Here is a 17823-nt window from a genome sequence, read left to right on the forward strand (position 1 = left end):
GGTGTGAAGCGGTATATCGGCGATGCTAGCAATAGACAGTGAGCGCTTCAGCACCAATCAGCGTCAAGCTCCGAACTGATCAAGGTACCGCGCAATGAATTGGGCAGCGCTTCCTCGATCAGGATATCCGCAAACTTACCGATCAAGGCCGGATTATCGCAACGGAAGTTCACCACGCGGTTGTTTTCCGTGCGGCCGCACAATTGGCCGGGGTCTTTGCGCGAATACCCGGTTACCAGTATGCGCTCTGTATTGCCGACCATCCGTCTGCTGATACCCATAGCCTGTTGAATCAGTCGGTCTTGCAGGATTTGCAGGCGTTGTTTTTTCACCTCTTCCGGCGTGTCATCCGGCAAGTCTGCTGCCGGGGTACCGGGACGCGGGCTATAGATAAAACTGAAGGAGGTATCGAAGTCCATATCGTGGATAAGCTTCATGGTTGCTTCGAAGTCTGCATCCGTCTCGCCGGGGAAACCGATAATAAAGTCGGACGAGAAACTGATGTTAGGGCGAATTTTCTTCAGGCGGCGCAGCTTGGATTTATATTCCAGCGCCGTATGGCCGCGCTTCATCGCCATAAGGATACGGTCAGAGCCGCTTTGAACCGGAAGATGCAAGTGGCTGACTAGCTCCGGCACCTCGTTGTAGACATCAATCAGCGCATCACTGAATTCCACCGGGTGGGATGTGGTGAAGCGGATACGATCAATACCCTCAACCGCCGCTACATAGGTAATCAATTCCGCAAGATCGACCACCGTGCCGTCTTTGCCGGCACCGCGATAGGCATTGACGTTCTGGCCGAGTAAATTGACTTCGCGCACACCCTGGCCCGCCAGATGGACGATCTCGGCCATGACGTCCGCCACCGGACGACTGACTTCTTCGCCACGGGTGTAAGGCACCACGCAGAAGGTGCAGTACTTGGAGCAGCCCTCCATGATCGATACAAAGGCGCTGACGCCGTCCGCATCGGGTTGGGGCAGGCGGTCGAACTTTTCAATTTCGGGGAAGCTGATATCCACCACGACGGCGCCGTTTTCGCGCTTGGTTTCCATCATTTCCGGCAGGCGGTGCAGGGTTTGCGGGCCGAAGATCAGGTCAACATAAGGTGCCCGTTCGGCAATAGCGGCGCCTTCCTGGCTGGCGACACAGCCGCCGACGCCAATCACCAGGTTGGGATTCTTCTTTTTTAGCTGCTTCCACCGGCCCAGCTCATGGAACAATTTTTCCTGGGCTTTTTCGCGGATGGAGCAGGTATTGATCAGGATCACATCCGCATCTTCCGGGTTTTCCGTCGCCACCATGTTGTGCGACTCCCCCAGCAGATCGCGCATGCGCGAAGAGTCATACTCGTTCATCTGACAACCGTGGGTTTTGATATACAGCTTCTTGGTTGTGGTTTCAGTGGTGGTCATGGCAGTAAACCTGATCAAAAATTACGCAGAAAACTCGGGCGCGCATTATAGCGGCCTTGGGGGGTAAAGCCTATAGTAGTAGAAGCGCGTTGGACGGTTTGTCCACAAGAATCTGCGTGAGCCATTGACAGAATATGCTATCCTTCGCGCCCTTCATATGAGTGGCTGATTTTCAGCTATCTGCAACAAAGAGTCAGAGAGTTATATGGCAGTTAAACCCACTTACAAGGTCATTTTCCTCAATCAGGGGCAGGTCTACGAAGTCTTTGCCCGGGCGATTTACCAGAGCGAGATGTATGGTTTTATCGAGGTTGAGGAATTTGTCTTTGGCGAGCGCAGCCAATTGCTGGTTGATCCGGCGGAAGAGCGTTTGAAGAATGAGTTCGCGGGCGTAAAGCGCTCTTATATCCCCATGCATGCCATCGTGCGCATTGATGAAGTGGAAAAAGAGGGCTCAGCCAAGATCAGTGAGTTCAAGGGCAGTGACAAGGTTGCCCAGTTTCCCTACGGCGGTTTTATACCGAACCCCGGCTCAGGGGAATAAGTCTTTCTTTGTCATACTGGCTAGCGGGCGGCCCGGTCTTTTCAGAACGGGCCGCTTTTTTTTGCGCCTCGATAAAGAGTATGCTCACGGCGTATTGGTCGGCGGAATTTTACATGGTTGTTCCTTGCAATTCACTGGTTCTGGCGATTGACCAGGGCGGCCAAAGCAGCCGGGTGGCACTCTATCGGCATACCGGCGAGCGGGTATGTATGTTCTCCGCACCCTGCGCGACCCGCACTTATACCGATGAGCACCGGCAGGTCCATGTGGAGCAGGACGGCGGGGAGATTCTTGCGGGCATCCGTGAATGCCTCGAACAGATTGAGCAGGTGTTGAGGAAAAACCCTGCATCGGTGATCGCCGCCGGTTTCGCCGGACAGGGATCGTCTTTGCTGTGTTGGCAATCTGCAACCGGCGCGGCGTTATCGCCGGTATTAAGTTGGCAGGACCGGCGTGCAGAAAGCCTGTTGCAGGATTTTCCGTTATCGCAACACGCAGTGCAGCAGCGCACGGGTATTCGTATTTCACCGCATTACGGTGCGAGCAAGATGCGCTGGTGCCTTGATCACATTGATGCTGTCAAATCCGCTACGGCCTCCCGCCAATTAATGATTGGCCCCATCGCCAGTTACCTGTTTCGCAATCTGTTGCGCGATAACAAGGACCGTACTGCGATTGATCCCGGTCACGCGCAACGCACCTTGTTGTGGAATCTCTCCACGAATGATTGGGATCAGGAGCTGTTGGATATCTTTCACATTGATAAAGCGACCCTCCCCACTTGTGTCTGGCACAACAGCGTGGTGGGTCGACTGCGATTGGATGGTCAGGATGTTCCGCTAAACACCTGCCAGCGCGACCAGGGCGCATCCTTATTTGCGCGCGGTATGCCAGAGGCAGATGCGTGTTATATCAATATCGGTACCGGTGCGTTTATTCAGCGCGTGGCGGGGCAATGTGAAGCACCGGCCGGGTTATTGGTCAGTCCACTCTGGCTCCCTGATCCCGGTCATACATCCGCCGCGCGGCTTTATGCCTGGGAAGCGACAGTTAACGGTGCGGCAGCGGCTATCGACTGGCTGCAAAAGGATATCGGTATGGCTATCACGCCGGCGACTATCGACTCAGCCCTGGCAACGCCGTTAACCAAAAGCGATGCCTGTTTTTTAAATGCCGTTGGCGGTTTGAGCGCACCTTACTGGCGAACGGACCTGACTTCTCGCTTCAGCGATGCATTGACACCTGTGGAAAAAATTCAAACCTGGCTGGAGAGTGTGTTGTTCCAGTTGCTGGTAAATTTTCGGTTGATGCAATCCTTGGGGCCAGCAAAACGTATTTACATTAGCGGCGGTTTGAGCCGGGCGGATGAGGTGTGTCAACGATTGGCAGATTTAACCGGCGTGACGGTGCACCGTAGCGATAACACCGATGCAACCTTGCAAGGCGTTGCTTTTACCACCGCAGGCATGCCTGAACAATGGCGGCCCCAATATGATGACGACACCTTTGTTCCCCGGCACAACCCTTTACTGCACGAGCGATTTATCCATTGGCAAGATGCCGTGCAGGTCTGGTTGGGCAATTTACACTAAATGAACAGGATTTTTTTATGCATTACGATGTAGTAGTCATCGGCGCAGGGATTCAGGGCGCGGGTGTTGCGCAAGCGGCAACGGCGGCGGGTTATTCGGTGCTGGTGCTTGAGCAACAGGCGATTGCCGCTGGCACGTCCAGCAAATCATCCAAACTCATTCACGGTGGTTTACGCTACCTGGAAAGTGCTCAATTCGGCCTGGTGCGCGAGAGTCTGCGCGAGCGGGCATTGTTATTAAAACTCGCGCCTGATCTGGTCAAGTTACAACCCCTCCACATTCCGATCTACCAGGATTCCAAGCGCTCCCCGCTGACCATCCGTGCTGGTTTAAGTTTGTATTCCGTACTCGCCGGCCTGAGTAACACCGCTCACTTTCGCAGCCTGCCGCAACAGGAATGGGATAGTTTGACCGGCTTGAAACAGGACGGCTTGCGCGAGGTATTTCGCTATTACGAAGCACAAACAGATGATGCGGCCTTGACGGCGGCGGTATTGCGCTCTGCCCAATCGCTCGGTGCCGAGGTACTTATTCCTGCCCGGTTTGTGGCTGCCCGGGTGCAGGATAAGCACTGCGAGATTGATTATGAATTTCAGGGGCAGCAGCAAACAGTAACCGCGAATGTGCTGATGAATTGCAGCGGTCCCTGGGCCCTGGATGTGTTAGCCCGTGTTACGCCCGCCCACCACTTGCCGGCGGTGGAACTGGTGCAGGGCAGCCACCTGTTGCTGCCACCCTTGCTGGATCAATATTTTTATCTGGAGGCACCACAGGATAAGCGCGCTATTTTTGTATTGCCCTGGAAACAACAATTGCTGATCGGCACCACAGAAACCATTCATCATGGCGCACCCGAAGCGGCGCGTTGTCTTGACAGTGAAAAAGCCTATCTACTGCATACCCTGAAACACTATTTCCCAGCACTGGATCTTTCCGGTGTACCGGTTACGGGCTTTGCCGGATTGCGGGTATTGCCGCGCAGTGAAAAGAGCGCATTTTTTCGGCCGCGCGAAGTATTGCTGGATGTGGATAATGCGGAATGCCCGCGTGTGTTATCGCTGATGGGCGGGAAATTAACAACCTATCGGCCAACCGCTCAGATGGCCCTCGACCGCGTGCACGCGGCCCTGCCGGAGCGACAGGCACGCGCCGATACTGCGCAGTTGCCGCTCTATCCGGAATAGTGCCTAACGCGCAACCTTGACGAACTCAACATCATATTTGCCGTGCACAGGTTGCGCCTGAAGAATTTTGGCATTGGGATAATATTCCCTCTGCATATCCAGCAGCACTTTTTTGTCTTCCACCGACATATAGGCCCCGAGATAGATCGCACTGACCGCTTTACTCAAAAAGGATCGATCATCAAACCAATCCATATCGTTGTTGCTTTTACTGCTGGGCTCCGTCAGGGCGTGGTAGAAGCAACGCCATTCCTGTTCGCTGCTGGCGATGCTGGATTTGCACAATAATTTATCGAGGAAGCCCGCTTGCAGATCCGGTTTCTCGGCGTAAATGGCGGCATTCAGTTGTTCTTTAATGGTCGTGATTTCGGGGCGGATCTGGCGGTACTCTATCGGCCGCACGGCATCTGCTGCATCCGGATTAATGCCCAGTTCGTGAACGTGAAAGCGAATCACGGCACCGCGATGGTTGTCGGCATGCCGTTGCCAGCAGGCCAGGTTATCCGGCTTGGCGCTAAAGCTGCAGATGCGCAGGTGACGGGTAAAGTGTCGCCAGTCGGCCATCAGGATATCAATATCAGCCTGGCGTTGGTCCACCATCTTCGACAACAACTCCATCAAGGCGGCGGACGCTTCGGCCTCGGCGGGCGTTTCAAACCGACCGTCATCACGCCAGCGGCGGATGCCGTTCATCAAGGGTGAATTACCGTGGGGCGCGCTGGGGGAAAAAATCATAGCGATGGTGGTGCGCACCACTTCATTAAGCAAAAGATGCGGATCAAAACTCAACCCGGTGCGATGATCCAACTCAAACGGGTCGCCAAACAAATGCGGTGAACTCCAGCGCAGAGTGTGGGACGTGAGTATCCTGGTTGCCGTCTCGGCTGTGCAGAATTTGGACAAGGTTTCCGGGTATTCGAACACGTTGGGTCCTATCGGTGACAATTATTATTGATGTTGCGGTAATGACTCGCCCTTACTGGTCTATAACTACCGGCCGCTGGCGCTCAAGATCTGGTTTGATTACAGCAGTAAAGTCCAAAATCTTCAAACTCACTGGATAAACAATTTCCCATTGATGGCGGTGCCGTTAGAATAGCCGCATTTACCGGGTTGTCACCAGGCTGCTTTTTATATCGTACAACTGCCCCATCCATTGTCTTAACCGCCACTGTGCGGATCATTACTGAGGACCATTCGTGAACTTTACCGGCGCCCACATTCTTTCCATCGAACAATTTGAACGTGCAGATATCCAGCGCGTTTTCGACGTGGCGGACGCCATGGAGCCCTACGCTCTGCGCCGGCGGATGACGCGGGTGCTGGAGGGCGCCATCCTCGGCAATATGTTCTTTGAAGCCAGTACCCGCACGCGTATCAGTTTCGGTTGCGCATTTAACCTGCTGGGTGGTGAGGTGCGCGAGACGACCGGCTTTGAGAGTTCGTCCATCACCAAGGGTGAATCCCTGTATGACACCGCACGCGTGTTATCGGGTTACAGCGACGTCATTTGTATGCGCCATCCACAGGCCGGTTCGGTGGCTGAGTTCGCGCAAGCCAGCCGTGTACCGGTCATCAATGGGGGGGATGGTGCCAATGAACATCCCACCCAGGCATTGTTGGATCTCTATACCATTCGCAAAGAGCTGCGTTCCAGAGGGCGCGGACTGGACGGTTTGCGCATTGCGATGATCGGCGACCTTAAGCATGGCCGAACGGTCCACTCACTGTGCAAACTCCTGTGCCTGTTCGACAAGGTGCAAGTCACCCTGGTGTCACCGCGCGAACTGGCGATGCCGGAATACCTGGTGGAAGAATTGCGCAAGGTAGGGCACAGCGTCGTGGTAACCGATGACTTGCCGCAGAGTATCTCCAAGGTGGACATTGCTTACTCTACCCGCATTCAGGAGGAGCGTTTTTCCAGTAAGGAAGAAGCCGACCTTTATCGCGGGCGTTTCCGCCTTAACCAATCCATCTACACCCAATACTGCGAACCCAACACGGTCATCATGCATCCCTTGCCGCGGGATTCGCGGGCGGATGCCAATGAGTTGGACAACGACCTGAACCAAAACCCCAACCTGGCCATCTTTCGGCAGGCGGATAACGGCGTGCTGGTGCGTATGGCGTTGTTTGCGCTGGTATTGGACGTGGTGGATCAGGTGGACAAGAGTGCGCGGGATGTGGGCTGGTATAACGCGCTGCGCACGCATCAGGGGTGATATGCATCAGCAATAATCAGTACGGCGGTGAGTACCGTCCCCAGCACCGCCTTACGACATCAACTGCTGGATCTTATTGAGCAGGTTTTTTTCGGTGAGAGGTTTGCGCAGGGACTCGCGGATACCGATAAACCTGTCCGGCACAGGCCCCTCCGGTACATCCTCATCGAGCATCAACACCACCGGGATTACAACGGTTTTATCGCTGCGGGCGAGGTGGCGGCAAAAACGGTGATCATCCTCGGCAGCGGTACCCGCATCAATCAGGATCACGTCGGGGCGCACATCAAAGGCAATCTCCAATCCTTCATCCAGGGCTTCCGCTGTCAGGATATTGCAATGCTGTTGCAGGATGCTGGTGACGCGGCGCAGATCATCCGCCTCGCTGTCCACGATCAACACGGTTTTGTGGATCACGACCTCATCCACCAGCGCACGATTCCGGCCACTGCGCTTGGCTTTATAAAGCGCGCGGTCGGCGCATTTGATTAGCTCTTCCAGGCTGTGGCCCGCTGTGCGTGTACAGGTGGCGCCGCCGATACTGACGGTCGCCACCGGGCAGGTGGGCGACACGTCGTGGGGCAGGCCCAGTGCCTCGACGGCTTTGTTGATTGATCCCGCGACCCGAAAGGCTCCTACGCTGTCGGTTTCGGGCAGTAGCACGATAAATTCTTCGCCTCCGTAGCGGCCCAAAAGATCCAGCGGCCGTCGCAAACAGCTTTTGATTGCCTGGGTGATCTTTTTAAGACAGGCATCGCCAGCCGGGTGGCCGTAGTGATCGTTGAACAATTTGAAATGGTCTACGTCAATCATCAGTGCGCTGACCGGTTGTTGCTGGCGGGTCGCCACCAGCCACTGTTGTTCTGCCTGTTCGGTAAAGGTGCGGCGGTTGTAGATCTGGGTCAGGCTGTCCAGTTGGCTGAGCGCTTCAAGTTCGGCATTGAGGCGGTTTAACTGGTCGCGCATCTCGGCGATCCGCTCCATTGCACGGATTTTGGCCTTGATGATCATGTAACTGACGGGTTTGATCAGATAGTCATCGCCGCCGGCCTCGATACCTTCGCGGTAGCTTTCGTCTTCATTGCGGCCGGTGACAAAAATGATGGGAATCCAGTGGCCGCCAAGCCACTCGCGGATCAGGCGGGTCGTTTCAAAACCATTCAGTCCGGGCATCTCCACGTCCATGATGATCATGTCCACCGGTGTGTCTTCCAACAGCTGCAAGGCTTCCTCGCCGCTGCGGGCAATCAACGGCGTGTGGCCCGCATCGGTGATGTAATGACTCATGGCGTGGCGCAAGGTCGCGCTGTCTTCGACCAACAGGATCTTCATGAATATCGACTTCTACCCAAATAGAGATACCAGAGTGCAATGACAGCACCGGCTTTTATGTGCCCTAAGTCTAGTCGCTTTTTGTTGCCGCATAGCACTTATCGATGCGCTTTATCTTAGGCGGCGGGCAATCAGTCGATAATCCCGACCGCCCCGTGATTGGTTTATAGCCATAGCGTAGGCTGGGTCACATCCACAATGGCGACTCATTCAGCTGGCTGATGGTCGACATAGAACCAACGGCCCATGACCTGGCGAAATAGCGAGATTTCATGATGTTGTTGAAAGTTACCGTCGTGCCGATAGAGGGCGACAAAACTGACCAGGCCGGCGCTGTCATTTTCCTGGCCAGCCTCCGTCGCCATGATTTGCAGCCCCAGCCATTCACAACTGGCTGCCCAGGCGCGGATTTGTTCGGGATTGCTGCGTTGTCGTTGATCAGGACTCCAGGTTTGCCACAAATAATCAATTTGCAAGAACACGTGGGCAGTATAACGGGAGCGCATCAGCTGTTCGGCGGTCCGTGGCGGGCGCTCACCGGTCAGTCTGGGCAGGCAACAGTCGCCCAGTGTGGAGCCGCTGCCACACGGGCAGGATTGGCCGTGCGCGGCAACGGGAATCGGGTCATTCGCCTGTGGCATTTTCCACCTCTTTTCGGTATGTTGTGCGGCTATTTTTGTCCAAGACTCTGCGTAATGCTACGGATTTTTTGGCACTGAAAATCTTCCATGCCTGTTACTTAAGTGATTGCTCTTCATGACCACAGAATTTGACGATATCCGCCCCTATCATGACGACGAAGTTCGCCCCACACTGGACCGTATCCTCGCTGATCCTGAATTGATTGATGCAGTGACACGCCTGAAATTTCCGCGCCTGAATCCCTGGGCCGGCGGCTTGCTGCGACCTTTGGTAAAGCGCGCACTGGTCAAACAACTGGCCGGGGTGAATTCCGTACGCGGTTTCCAGGATGTAGTGGAAAAATACATGGCGCGCATGATTCACAGCACCACCTCCGGGTTGACTGTGTCCGGCCTGGAGCGATTGAACCCACAACAGGCGTATTTGTTTATCAGCAATCACCGGGACATCGCCATGGACCCGGCTTTTGTGAATTGGTCCTTGTATCACTCTGATTGCAATACCCTGCGCATTGCTATCGGCGACAATCTGCTGACCAAGCCTTATGTGTCGGATCTGATGCGCCTGAATAAAAGTTTTATTGTCAATCGTTCAGCCAAAGCACCGCGCGAAAAGTTAAAGGCGGCAAAACATCTGTCGGCCTATATCTATCACTCTATCGTCAACGAGAACAGTAATATCTGGATTGCGCAGCGCGAAGGGCGTGCCAAAGACGGACACGACAAAACCAATTCTGCTGTGATCGGTATGCTGACCATCAACCGCCCCAAGACCCAGGAGTTCAATGACTATGTCAAAGAATTGCACATTGTGCCGGTGTCCATTTCTTACGAATTTGATCCCTGCGATGCTGCCAAGGCGCGCGAGTTATATCACCAGCGCACCAGTGGCAGCTATCAAAAAGAACAACACGAAGATGTGAAAAGTATTGCCATGGGTATTGCCGGGCAAAAAGGTCATGTGCACGTCGCGTTTGGTGAAGTGTTAAGTGCAGATTATATGGACGCCGATGAAGTGGTGGCGGAGATTGATCGCCAGGTACTCAGCAACTATGTACTGCACAGCAGCAACTGCTTTGCCTATCACATGTTGCACGGCACCCCGCCAAAGGTAAATTACACGGAAAAAAATATTCCGTTTGTGCCGGAAAAACTCGCGGAACAACGTCAGCAATTTGAATTACGGATGCAGGCAATTCCGGCAGAGTATCGCGAGCTGGTATTGGCCATGTACGCCAACCCGGTGCTAAGTAAATTGCAGGATTAATGTTTATCGCGCGTCACATCCCGTGACGATTGCATCTCTCAACTTTTGGCCTAACGCATGTTAACCGACCAGCTCAAGCAACAGATCCAGCGCGCTTACAGCCAGTTTCTGGAGAGCAAAGGCATGAAGTCGCGTTACGGACAAAAGCTGATGATTGCCGAAATTGCCCGGACCCTCGGTGCCATTACACTGGATGACGAAAATCGCCGTACCAACTCCGGACACGTGTGTGTGGTCGAGGCGGGAACCGGTACCGGTAAAACCGTTGCGTATCTTTTGCCGGCGATTGCCATTGCCAAGGCGATGGGTAAAAAACTGGTGGTGTCCACCGCGACTGTTGCCTTGCAGGAACAGATTGTCCACAAGGATTTGCCCGAGCTGCTGCGTCACAGCGGCTTGGCTTTTAATTTTGCGCTGGCGAAAGGGCGTGGGCGTTATTTGTGTTTGAGCAAGCTGGATAATTTGCTTAATGAATACGAAAGCGGCATGAATCCCACCCGCGCCTTATATGAAGATGAATTGCCCAGCATCAATGCGCAGGCGATCAAGTTGTATCAGTCCATGATGGACGCCCTGGCGGGTAATCGCTGGAATGGCGAGCGCGATACCTGGCCCCAGGCGCTGGAACAAAACGAGTGGCAAATCATTACCACGGACCACCGGCAGTGCACCGGGCGGCGGTGTTCCAACGTGTCCTCCTGCAGTTTTTTTCGCGCGCGGGATTCCCTGCACAACGTGGATTGTATTGTGACCAATCACGATCTGGTGCTGGCGGATCTGGCCTTGGGCGGTGGTGCAATCCTGCCCGATCCCGCCGATAGCATTTATGTATTTGATGAAGGTCATCACCTGCCGCAAAAAGCGCTCTCACATTTCTCCCATCACAGCCGCGTGTTGTCTACCAGTAAATGGCTGGACCAATGCAATAAAGCGCTGGGCACCATGTTGGGCAACATCAGCGGTGCAGGGAATGTGGACCGCTATGCAGAGCAATTGCCGGCGGCACTGATGGATTGTAAGCAGGAGCTGGATCGCATTTATCCGCAACTGGAGATGCTCGCGCAAAGCATTGCCTTTGATGATCGGCAGTCCCACTACCGTTTTCCCAACGGTGTTATTCCCCAGGAGTTATTGATACCGGCGGTGGAGTTGCAACGCAGCTTCAGCCGCTTGTCCGAACTGCTGTCAAAGATGAGTGACGAGCTAAGCGATGCAATGGAAGATCCGCATTGCCCGATACCCAAGATTGATCTGGAAAATCATTTTCCGGTGGTGGGCACCTGGCAGGCGCGCGCCGAAGCCAACCGCGAACTCTGGGCCAGCTATGCGGCGCCGGACAATGCCAATAGCGTGCCCAAGGCACGGTGGTTGACGCCGGTGGATCACACCGGCTCGATGGATATCGAAGTCTGCTCCAGCCCCATCCTGGCCGCGCGCACCCTGGAATACAGTTTGTGGGAAAAATGCTGCGGTGCGGTGGTGACCTCGGCCACCATTACCGCATTGGGTCGTTTTGACCGCTACCGCATGCGCGCCGGAACACCGGCAGACGGCAATTACCAGGTGGTGCCGAGCCCGTTTGATTTTTCCCGCGCGACGCTGGAAATTCCGGCCTGCGCAGTGGATGCCAGCAATGCGGATGTACACACCTTATCCTTGATTGAACATTTACCGGCATTACTCGACAAAGATGAAGCGACGCTGGTGTTATTCGCCTCGCGCCGCCAGATGTTGGATGTGTATGAGGAATTGCCGGAAAGTTGGCGTGAACGCATCCTGTTGCAAGGCGACAGCTCCAAGCAGGAAATGTTGGTGCAACACCGCAAGCGCATTGATGCCGGAGAGGGCAGTGTGTTATTCGGACTGGCCAGTTTTGCAGAAGGTGTGGATTTGCCGGGTGATTACTGTCGTCATGTGGTTATCGCCAAGTTGCCGTTCGCCGTGCCGGATGATCCGATTGAAGCCTCCTTATCTGAATGGGTAGAAGCGCGCGGCGGCAATCCGTTTATGGAAATCACTGTGCCGGATGCGTCGTTAAAACTGGTGCAGGCGTGTGGCCGTTTATTGCGCACAGAAACCGACACCGGCAAGATCACCTTGCTGGACCGGCGCATCATCACCAAACGTTATGGCAAAGCCATATTGAATTCCTTACCACCGTTTACACAGGTCGTGCACCGCTAAATTTCAGAGAATCACTGGTTCCGGTGAATCAACGACGGGAGAATCCAATGAGCCAACATATCGCCCTGGCTGACATTCTGATTGACCTTGAAAAAGAATTGCGCGAATTGCGCTTGTGGGAAAGAGAATCTCCATCGGCAGATGCCCTGGCCAGCGTACAGCCTTTTGCGGTGGATACGCTGAACTTTCCGCAGTGGTTACAGTTTATTTTTATTCCGCGTTTATACGACTTGATTGAAGCGCGTGCTGCCCTGCCGGACAATTGTGGCGTTGCCCCTATGGCAGAGGAATATTTCCAACCCATGGGCTTGAACAGTGAAAACCTGATCAGTCACCTGCGGCGTATTGATGTGCTCCTGACCCGCTGAGCATCACTGCGCTTGCGCCCGCCAACCGGCCTCAAGACTGCTCCACATCTCTTCAAATTGCATTTGTTCGTATTCGCTGAGTGCGTTGAATTGTTCATCGGTCAAGAATGAGCGCGCTTCGCGCAGATAATTCTCCTTGTATCGCTCCAACGCTTCCTGCATTTTTTTCTCAGCGTTGTTGCGCTCCGCCGCCGATGCGTTATTCAGATACGCCGTGGCTTCCTGCAATTGGCTAGTAAACTGCTGTTTCTGTTCCAGTTTGGCCATCAGTAACGCGCGCTGATTATCCTGACTGAGGGTGCCCCGGCCACCTAACTGTTCATAGAAACTGTTCATCTGATGTTGTTCGTAGCTGGAATCTTTGAGCAATTCATATTGTTGCGCTTCCTCAGGCCCGAGCAGGTCTGCGATGCGTCCGTCAATCTCCGCCAGCAATGCCTGTTGCTGGCGAATACTGTCTTCGATTTCCTGTTGGCTGGAATGATAGCCCACGGTGCTGGTACCCAATACCCGTTCGCGATCCACTAGTAATTGGCGAAATTTCTCTTCATCTTCATGGGGCAGTGAAAGGCCGGGAAAGATAATGGAATACTTTTGATCGACTGCGCGGGTCAGGCTGGAATCGCGGATCTCGGCAAAGGATTGCAGGCTGGTGCTGCCGTCTACCATTTTTTGTGGCGCAGCCTGAGCGAGTTGGCCGGGCTTGGTTGAGGTATTGGTGTTGTGGTTAAACACCAGAAACTGTTCGAGGTTTTCGATTTGTCGCAGATAATCCTGTTTTTGTTCTTCCAGCTGTTGGTTGTGCAGCTGTTCCTTGCGCACCAGCTCATCTTTCAGTGCAGCATTATCCAGATATAAATCGACATAGCGCAGGCCCAGAACGGCCAGCGCCAGAGCCAGTACACCAATGATGATCTTCATGGTTGCCTACTCTCGGGTTGGTTGATTTTATCGCGGAGCAGGAAATTATTATTAGGCCTGCTCCGGTTTTTCGCTCTCGTTTTTATAATGTCTTGCCTGAGTCTCGCCAGCTGATTTTTGAGATGGCTTCTACATCTTTTCCATCACCTCAATACCCAGTAAATCCAAACCTTTCTCAAGGGTTTGGGCAACCAGGTGGCACAGCCGCAGGCGACTGTTGCGTACATCCGGCTCTACACCTTCTTTTAAAATCGGACAGGCTTCGTAGAAACTCATATACAAACTGGCGATTTCGTACAGGTAAGTGCACAACAAATGCGGCAGTGCTTCCCGCGCGACCTGGTCCAGTACTTCGCTGAATTGCAGCAGCTTGATGCCGAGGACTTTTTCCTGCTCAGTACCGACAAGAATGTCGCCAGTCAGTGACGCCGGTTCAACGCCCGCCTTGCGGAAGATACTCTGCACGCGGGTGTAGGCGTATTGCAAGTATGGCGCAGTGTTGCCGTCAAAACTGAGCATGGCATCCCAGTTGAAAATATAATCGTTGGTGCGTGTCTTACTCAGGTCGGCATATTTTACGGCGCCGATCCCGACCTTGCGGGCAATTTCAGTTATCTCTGTTTCATCAAGCGCCGGATCTTTTTCTTTTACCAACACGGCGGCGCGTTCGACGGCCTCGGTCAAGAGTTCTGCCAGTTTAACCGTGCCGCCGGTACGGGTTTTGAACGGTTTGCCATCGGCGCCCATCATGGTGCCGAAGGCCAGATGCTCCAGGCTCACATCATCCCCGACAAAACCTGCCTTGCGCGCGATGGTGAATACCTGTTGCATATGCAAGGACTGGCGCGCGTCGATGAAGTACATGATGCGTGAGGCGTGCAGGTGCTTCACGCGATAGCGCAGGGCGGCGAGATCGGTCGTGGCGTAGAGAAAACCGCCGCCCTGTTTCTGGATAATTACGGGTGATGGATTGCCGTCTTTGTCGGCCAGTTCCGGCAGGAAGACAACCTGGGCTCCCTCGCTTTCCACGGCCAGACCTTGTTCCTGTAATGTTTTTACCAAAGGTGCCAGGTCGGCGTTGTAAAAACTTTCGCCGCGCACATCGGCGTCGGTAAGGGTGACATTCAGCTGCTCATAAATTTCGGTACTGTGATGCAGGGATACGGTTTTGAATTCTTGCCAGAGTTTCAGGATATCGGCATCGCCGGATTGCAGGCGCACCACATAGTCGCGCGCTTTGCGGGCAAAGGCTTCGTCTTCATCGAAATGTTTCTTGGCTTGCTGGTAAAACACTTCCAGGTCTTTCAGCGCCATGTCGGCTTCGCGATCATGGCCCAACTGCTCTTCCAGCTCAGCGATTAGCATCCCGAACTGGGTGCCCCAATCGCCCACATGATTCTGCCGAATCACGGTGTGGCCCTGAAATTCCAGCAGCCGCGCCAGGGCATCACCAATGATGGTGGACCGCAGGTGGCCCACATGCATTTCCTTGGCGAGGTTTGGGCCGGAATAATCAATGACGACTGTCTGCGGTGTATCGGTAGGCATGACTTTCAAACGCGGGTCGGCTTCGGCCTGCGACAAGAGTTGGCCCAGCCATTCGGGTTTGAGATCAATATTGATAAAGCCGGGCCCCGCGATCTCCACCTTGGCGGCGATATCGTCCAATTTCAGCTCTGCCACGATGCGTGCCGCCAGCTCACGGGGATTGGTGCCCATCACCTTGGCGGCGCCCATCGCGCCATTCGCCTGATAATCGCCAAAGCCGGCCTTTTTACCGGGTGCGATCAATGCGGGGAGTTCAGGGGGAATGCCACACGCCTGCATGGCCTGGTGGACTTTGTGGTTCAATAATTCGCGGATATTCATAGCATCCCGGGTGTCAGCAAAAGAAACAAGGGCGGAATTGTACCTGTGGCACTTGGAAGGTGTCATCTACCTGTTTTGCGGCCGCATCGCCCAATGCTGGCGCACGACTGGCTATACTCTTACTTCATCATCATAAAGTTCAGGGAGTTTTTATGACCAGCATTACCAGTGACTGCCCCCAACTGGACGTTAATCTGCACGAGCGAGTACTCACGCTGCGGTTCAATCGACCCGAGCGAAAAAATGCTTTATCCCTGGCCATGTATGCAGCAGCGGCCAATGTGTTGCATCAGGCGGATGCCAGCGGCGATGTGCGCGTCATCATCATTACCGGTGCCGGCGAATGTTTCACCAGCGGCAACGATCTGGTGGATTTTATGAACGAGCCGGAGATTCACGAAAACCATTCCGTAGTGCGTTTTATGCGCGCGCTGCAGCACGCTGCCAAACCGGTCATCGCTGCTGTGCGTGGCCCGGCCATTGGCATCGGCACAACTATGTTGCTGCACTGCGATCTTGTGTACGCCGCGGATAACGCACGCTTGCAAATGCCTTTTGTCAATCTCGGTTTGTGTCCGGAATATGCAGCCAGTTATTTATTGCCCTCCATGCTCGGTCACGTGAAAGCCAGCGAACTGTTACTGCTGGGCGAACCCTTCACAGCGGCGCAAGCCTTGCAATGGAATATGATTACCGGCGTTGTGAAGGATGCGGAACTCGATGACCTGGTGAACGTCAAGGCTCAACGACTTGCGCAAAAACCGCCCGCCGCTGTACGGCGCACCAAAGCCTTATTAAAACAAACCCAACTGCCCGCCGTTGATGCCGCCATCGCCGCAGAATTTATTGGATTTGCGGAAGGTTTAGGCTCCGAAGAATGCAAAGAAGCGGTGATGGCTTTCTTCGAAAAACGTACACCGGATTTTTCGCGTTTTGAATAAAGCAATGCACTGTTAATGAATAAAACGATGTAAAACGTTGGGCTATGTTGGGTAACCAACAGATAAGCCTGAAACAACAACAATTTTGTGTCATGGTTCAAATTGGGATTGCAAAACATTAGAGCGAAACAACCTGAATAAGCGTCGGTAAACACTGTCTTAGTAACAGGAATAGATGATCCTGAACGGAGGTGGTGGTTATGAAAATTTTCAAGGCGATTTTATTCAGCGTGGTGTTATTGACCGGTGCAGTTGTCGTATACGGCTGGACAACCGATTGTGAAAACACCGCTGGCGTTTATGTCAGCTGCGTCCACGAATAATGTGTTATCCCGTTTGACCATGGCTAGCATACGGGACAAGTCATGAGTTTATTATTTGATTATGCAGGAAAAGTGGTCGTAGTCATCGGCGGTACCAGCGGCATTAATCGCGGTATCGCTGAGGCATTTGCGCAGGCGGGTGCGAAGGTTGCCGTTGCCAGCCGTTCGCAGGAAAAAGTTGATGACACAATAGCGGCGTTAAAAAAACTCGGCGCGGCAGACGCCATGGGATTTGCAGCGGATGTGCGCGAAGCTGGAGCCTTGCAACAAGGCGTTGCTGCCATTCACCAAGCCTGGGGCGATTTTTCCGTCGTCATTTCCGGCGCCGCTGGAAATTTTCCTGCATTAGCAACGGGCATGTCCGCAAATGGTTTTCGCTCCGTTATAGAAATAGATTTACTCGGCACCTTCCATGTTATGCAAGCGGTTTATCCCTACCTGCAAAAACCCGGCGCGGCCATCATCAACATCTCCGCCCCTCAAGCCATTATTCCCATGCCCGCACAATCCCACGTCTGCGCCGCCAAAGCCGGTGTCGATATGATTACCCGCACACTCGCGCTGGAATGGGGTGGCGAAGGTATCCGCATCAACTCCGTCATCCCCGGCCCCATCGATGGCACCGAAGGTATGAAACGCCTCGCACCCACGGAAGCTGTACGTCACGCCGTGGTGAATTCCGTTCCTCTAAAACGGATGGGCACGCCGGAAGACATTGCTAATGCCTGTTTGTTTCTTGCATCAGATATGGCGAGCTACATTACCGGGGCCATTGTGCCGGTGGACGGCGGTTGGGTGCAGGGTGGGGTAGCGATGGTAGGGGCGGGTTTGGGAGAGATGATGAAGAACTCACCGAAAGGGAAAAACTAGAAAGTTTCAAAAATTAATCGAATTGATTTTTGATAACAGATTCTAAAAATTAATACTCCAGCTTAATCCTATGCGAGTTTGGCGTTAGGCCTTTTGTTTCGAAACCTTCAAGTCAGGGACGACTTGAAGGAGCTACAGGGATGTATT

The 17823-nt window shown here is 53.8% G+C and carries 16 protein-coding genes; 10 read left to right on the plus strand and 6 right to left on the minus strand.

Annotated features, from left to right (window positions below; translation table 11 throughout):
• Window positions 1-47: 47 nt before the first annotated feature.
• On the minus strand, window positions 48-1418 hold the full coding sequence (gene miaB / locus ACSV5M_RS11400; protein WP_439176318.1) for a tRNA (N6-isopentenyl adenosine(37)-C2)-methylthiotransferase MiaB: 1371 nt from the start codon (window positions 1416-1418) through the stop codon (window positions 48-50).
• A 205-nt stretch (window positions 1419-1623) separates the two neighbouring features.
• On the opposite strand from miaB, the gene ACSV5M_RS11405 reads away from it, so the two are divergent.
• From ACSV5M_RS11405 to ACSV5M_RS11415, 3 genes are all read left to right on the plus strand, one after another.
• Window positions 1624-1962 (plus strand): DUF1820 family protein, encoded by a 339-nt coding sequence (locus tag ACSV5M_RS11405; RefSeq protein WP_087468651.1) that lies wholly within the window; start codon window positions 1624-1626, stop codon window positions 1960-1962.
• Window positions 1963-2075: 113 nt separating this feature from the next.
• On the plus strand, window positions 2076-3554 hold the full coding sequence (locus ACSV5M_RS11410; RefSeq protein ID WP_439176319.1) for an FGGY family carbohydrate kinase: 1479 nt from the start codon (window positions 2076-2078) through the stop codon (window positions 3552-3554).
• Window positions 3555-3571: 17 nt separating this feature from the next.
• Window positions 3572-4738, plus strand: a complete 1167-nt coding sequence (locus tag ACSV5M_RS11415; protein ID WP_439176320.1) for a glycerol-3-phosphate dehydrogenase/oxidase — start codon at window positions 3572-3574, stop codon at window positions 4736-4738.
• A 3-nt stretch (window positions 4739-4741) separates the two neighbouring features.
• On the opposite strand, the gene ACSV5M_RS11420 is transcribed toward ACSV5M_RS11415, so the two are convergent.
• The gene (locus ACSV5M_RS11420) at window positions 4742-5662 is read right to left on the minus strand and encodes a DUF2971 domain-containing protein (RefSeq protein ID WP_439176321.1); all 921 of its coding nucleotides are present in this window, start codon (window positions 5660-5662) and stop codon (window positions 4742-4744) included.
• 275 nt (window positions 5663-5937) lie between these two features.
• On the opposite strand from ACSV5M_RS11420, the gene ACSV5M_RS11425 reads away from it, so the two are divergent.
• Window positions 5938-6960 carry an aspartate carbamoyltransferase gene (locus ACSV5M_RS11425; protein WP_439176322.1) on the plus strand — a complete coding sequence of 341 codons (1023 nt, stop codon included), beginning with the start codon at window positions 5938-5940 and terminating at the stop codon, window positions 6958-6960.
• 51 nt (window positions 6961-7011) lie between these two features.
• Here ACSV5M_RS11425 and ACSV5M_RS11430 read toward each other — a convergent pair whose 3' ends face one another.
• Together ACSV5M_RS11430 and ACSV5M_RS11435 are read right to left on the minus strand one after the other, a co-directional pair.
• Entirely contained in the window at window positions 7012-8292 is a 1281-nt protein-coding gene (locus ACSV5M_RS11430) for a diguanylate cyclase (RefSeq protein WP_439176323.1), read from the minus strand.
• Between the two features lie 206 nt (window positions 8293-8498).
• Window positions 8499-8933 carry a YchJ family protein gene (locus ACSV5M_RS11435; protein ID WP_439176324.1) on the minus strand — a complete coding sequence of 145 codons (435 nt, stop codon included), beginning with the start codon at window positions 8931-8933 and terminating at the stop codon, window positions 8499-8501.
• A gap of 115 nt (window positions 8934-9048) precedes the next feature.
• Here ACSV5M_RS11435 and ACSV5M_RS11440 point away from each other — a divergent pair, with 115 nt between their 5' ends.
• The 3 genes from ACSV5M_RS11440 to ACSV5M_RS11450 are packed head-to-tail and all read left to right on the plus strand — an operon-like array spanning window position 9049 to window position 12752.
• Window positions 9049-10200 (plus strand): 1-acyl-sn-glycerol-3-phosphate acyltransferase, encoded by a 1152-nt coding sequence (locus ACSV5M_RS11440; protein WP_439176325.1) that lies wholly within the window; start codon window positions 9049-9051, stop codon window positions 10198-10200.
• A gap of 57 nt (window positions 10201-10257) precedes the next feature.
• Window positions 10258-12384, plus strand: coding sequence for an ATP-dependent DNA helicase DinG (gene dinG / locus ACSV5M_RS11445; protein ID WP_439176326.1), 2127 nt, complete (start codon window positions 10258-10260; stop codon window positions 12382-12384).
• A gap of 47 nt (window positions 12385-12431) precedes the next feature.
• Window positions 12432-12752 carry a YqcC family protein gene (locus tag ACSV5M_RS11450; protein ID WP_439176327.1) on the plus strand — a complete coding sequence of 107 codons (321 nt, stop codon included), beginning with the start codon at window positions 12432-12434 and terminating at the stop codon, window positions 12750-12752.
• A gap of 3 nt (window positions 12753-12755) precedes the next feature.
• On the opposite strand, the gene ACSV5M_RS11455 is transcribed toward ACSV5M_RS11450, so the two are convergent.
• On the minus strand, window positions 12756-13673 hold the full coding sequence (locus ACSV5M_RS11455; protein ID WP_439176328.1) for a hypothetical protein: 918 nt from the start codon (window positions 13671-13673) through the stop codon (window positions 12756-12758).
• A 129-nt stretch (window positions 13674-13802) separates the two neighbouring features.
• Window positions 13803-15542, minus strand: a complete 1740-nt coding sequence (argS, locus tag ACSV5M_RS11460) for an arginine--tRNA ligase (RefSeq protein WP_439176329.1) — start codon at window positions 15540-15542, stop codon at window positions 13803-13805.
• A 152-nt stretch (window positions 15543-15694) separates the two neighbouring features.
• Between argS and ACSV5M_RS11465 the strand changes: the two genes are divergently transcribed.
• From ACSV5M_RS11465 to ACSV5M_RS11475, 3 genes are all read left to right on the plus strand, one after another.
• A complete protein-coding gene (locus ACSV5M_RS11465; RefSeq protein ID WP_439176330.1) occupies window positions 15695-16483 on the plus strand; it encodes an enoyl-CoA hydratase in 789 nt (262 codons plus the stop codon).
• A 200-nt stretch (window positions 16484-16683) separates the two neighbouring features.
• Window positions 16684-16806 (plus strand): hypothetical protein, encoded by a 123-nt coding sequence (locus ACSV5M_RS11470; protein WP_439176331.1) that lies wholly within the window; start codon window positions 16684-16686, stop codon window positions 16804-16806.
• Between the two features lie 42 nt (window positions 16807-16848).
• Window positions 16849-17676: an SDR family oxidoreductase gene (locus ACSV5M_RS11475; RefSeq protein WP_439176332.1), complete on the plus strand. Its 828-nt coding sequence runs from the start codon at window positions 16849-16851 to the stop codon at window positions 17674-17676.
• Window positions 17677-17823: the final 147 nt, after the last annotated feature.

Origin of the sequence: Cellvibrio sp. ARAG 10.3 (assembly GCF_051846955.1) — a bacterium.
Classification (GTDB): domain Bacteria; phylum Pseudomonadota; class Gammaproteobacteria; order Pseudomonadales; family Cellvibrionaceae; genus Cellvibrio.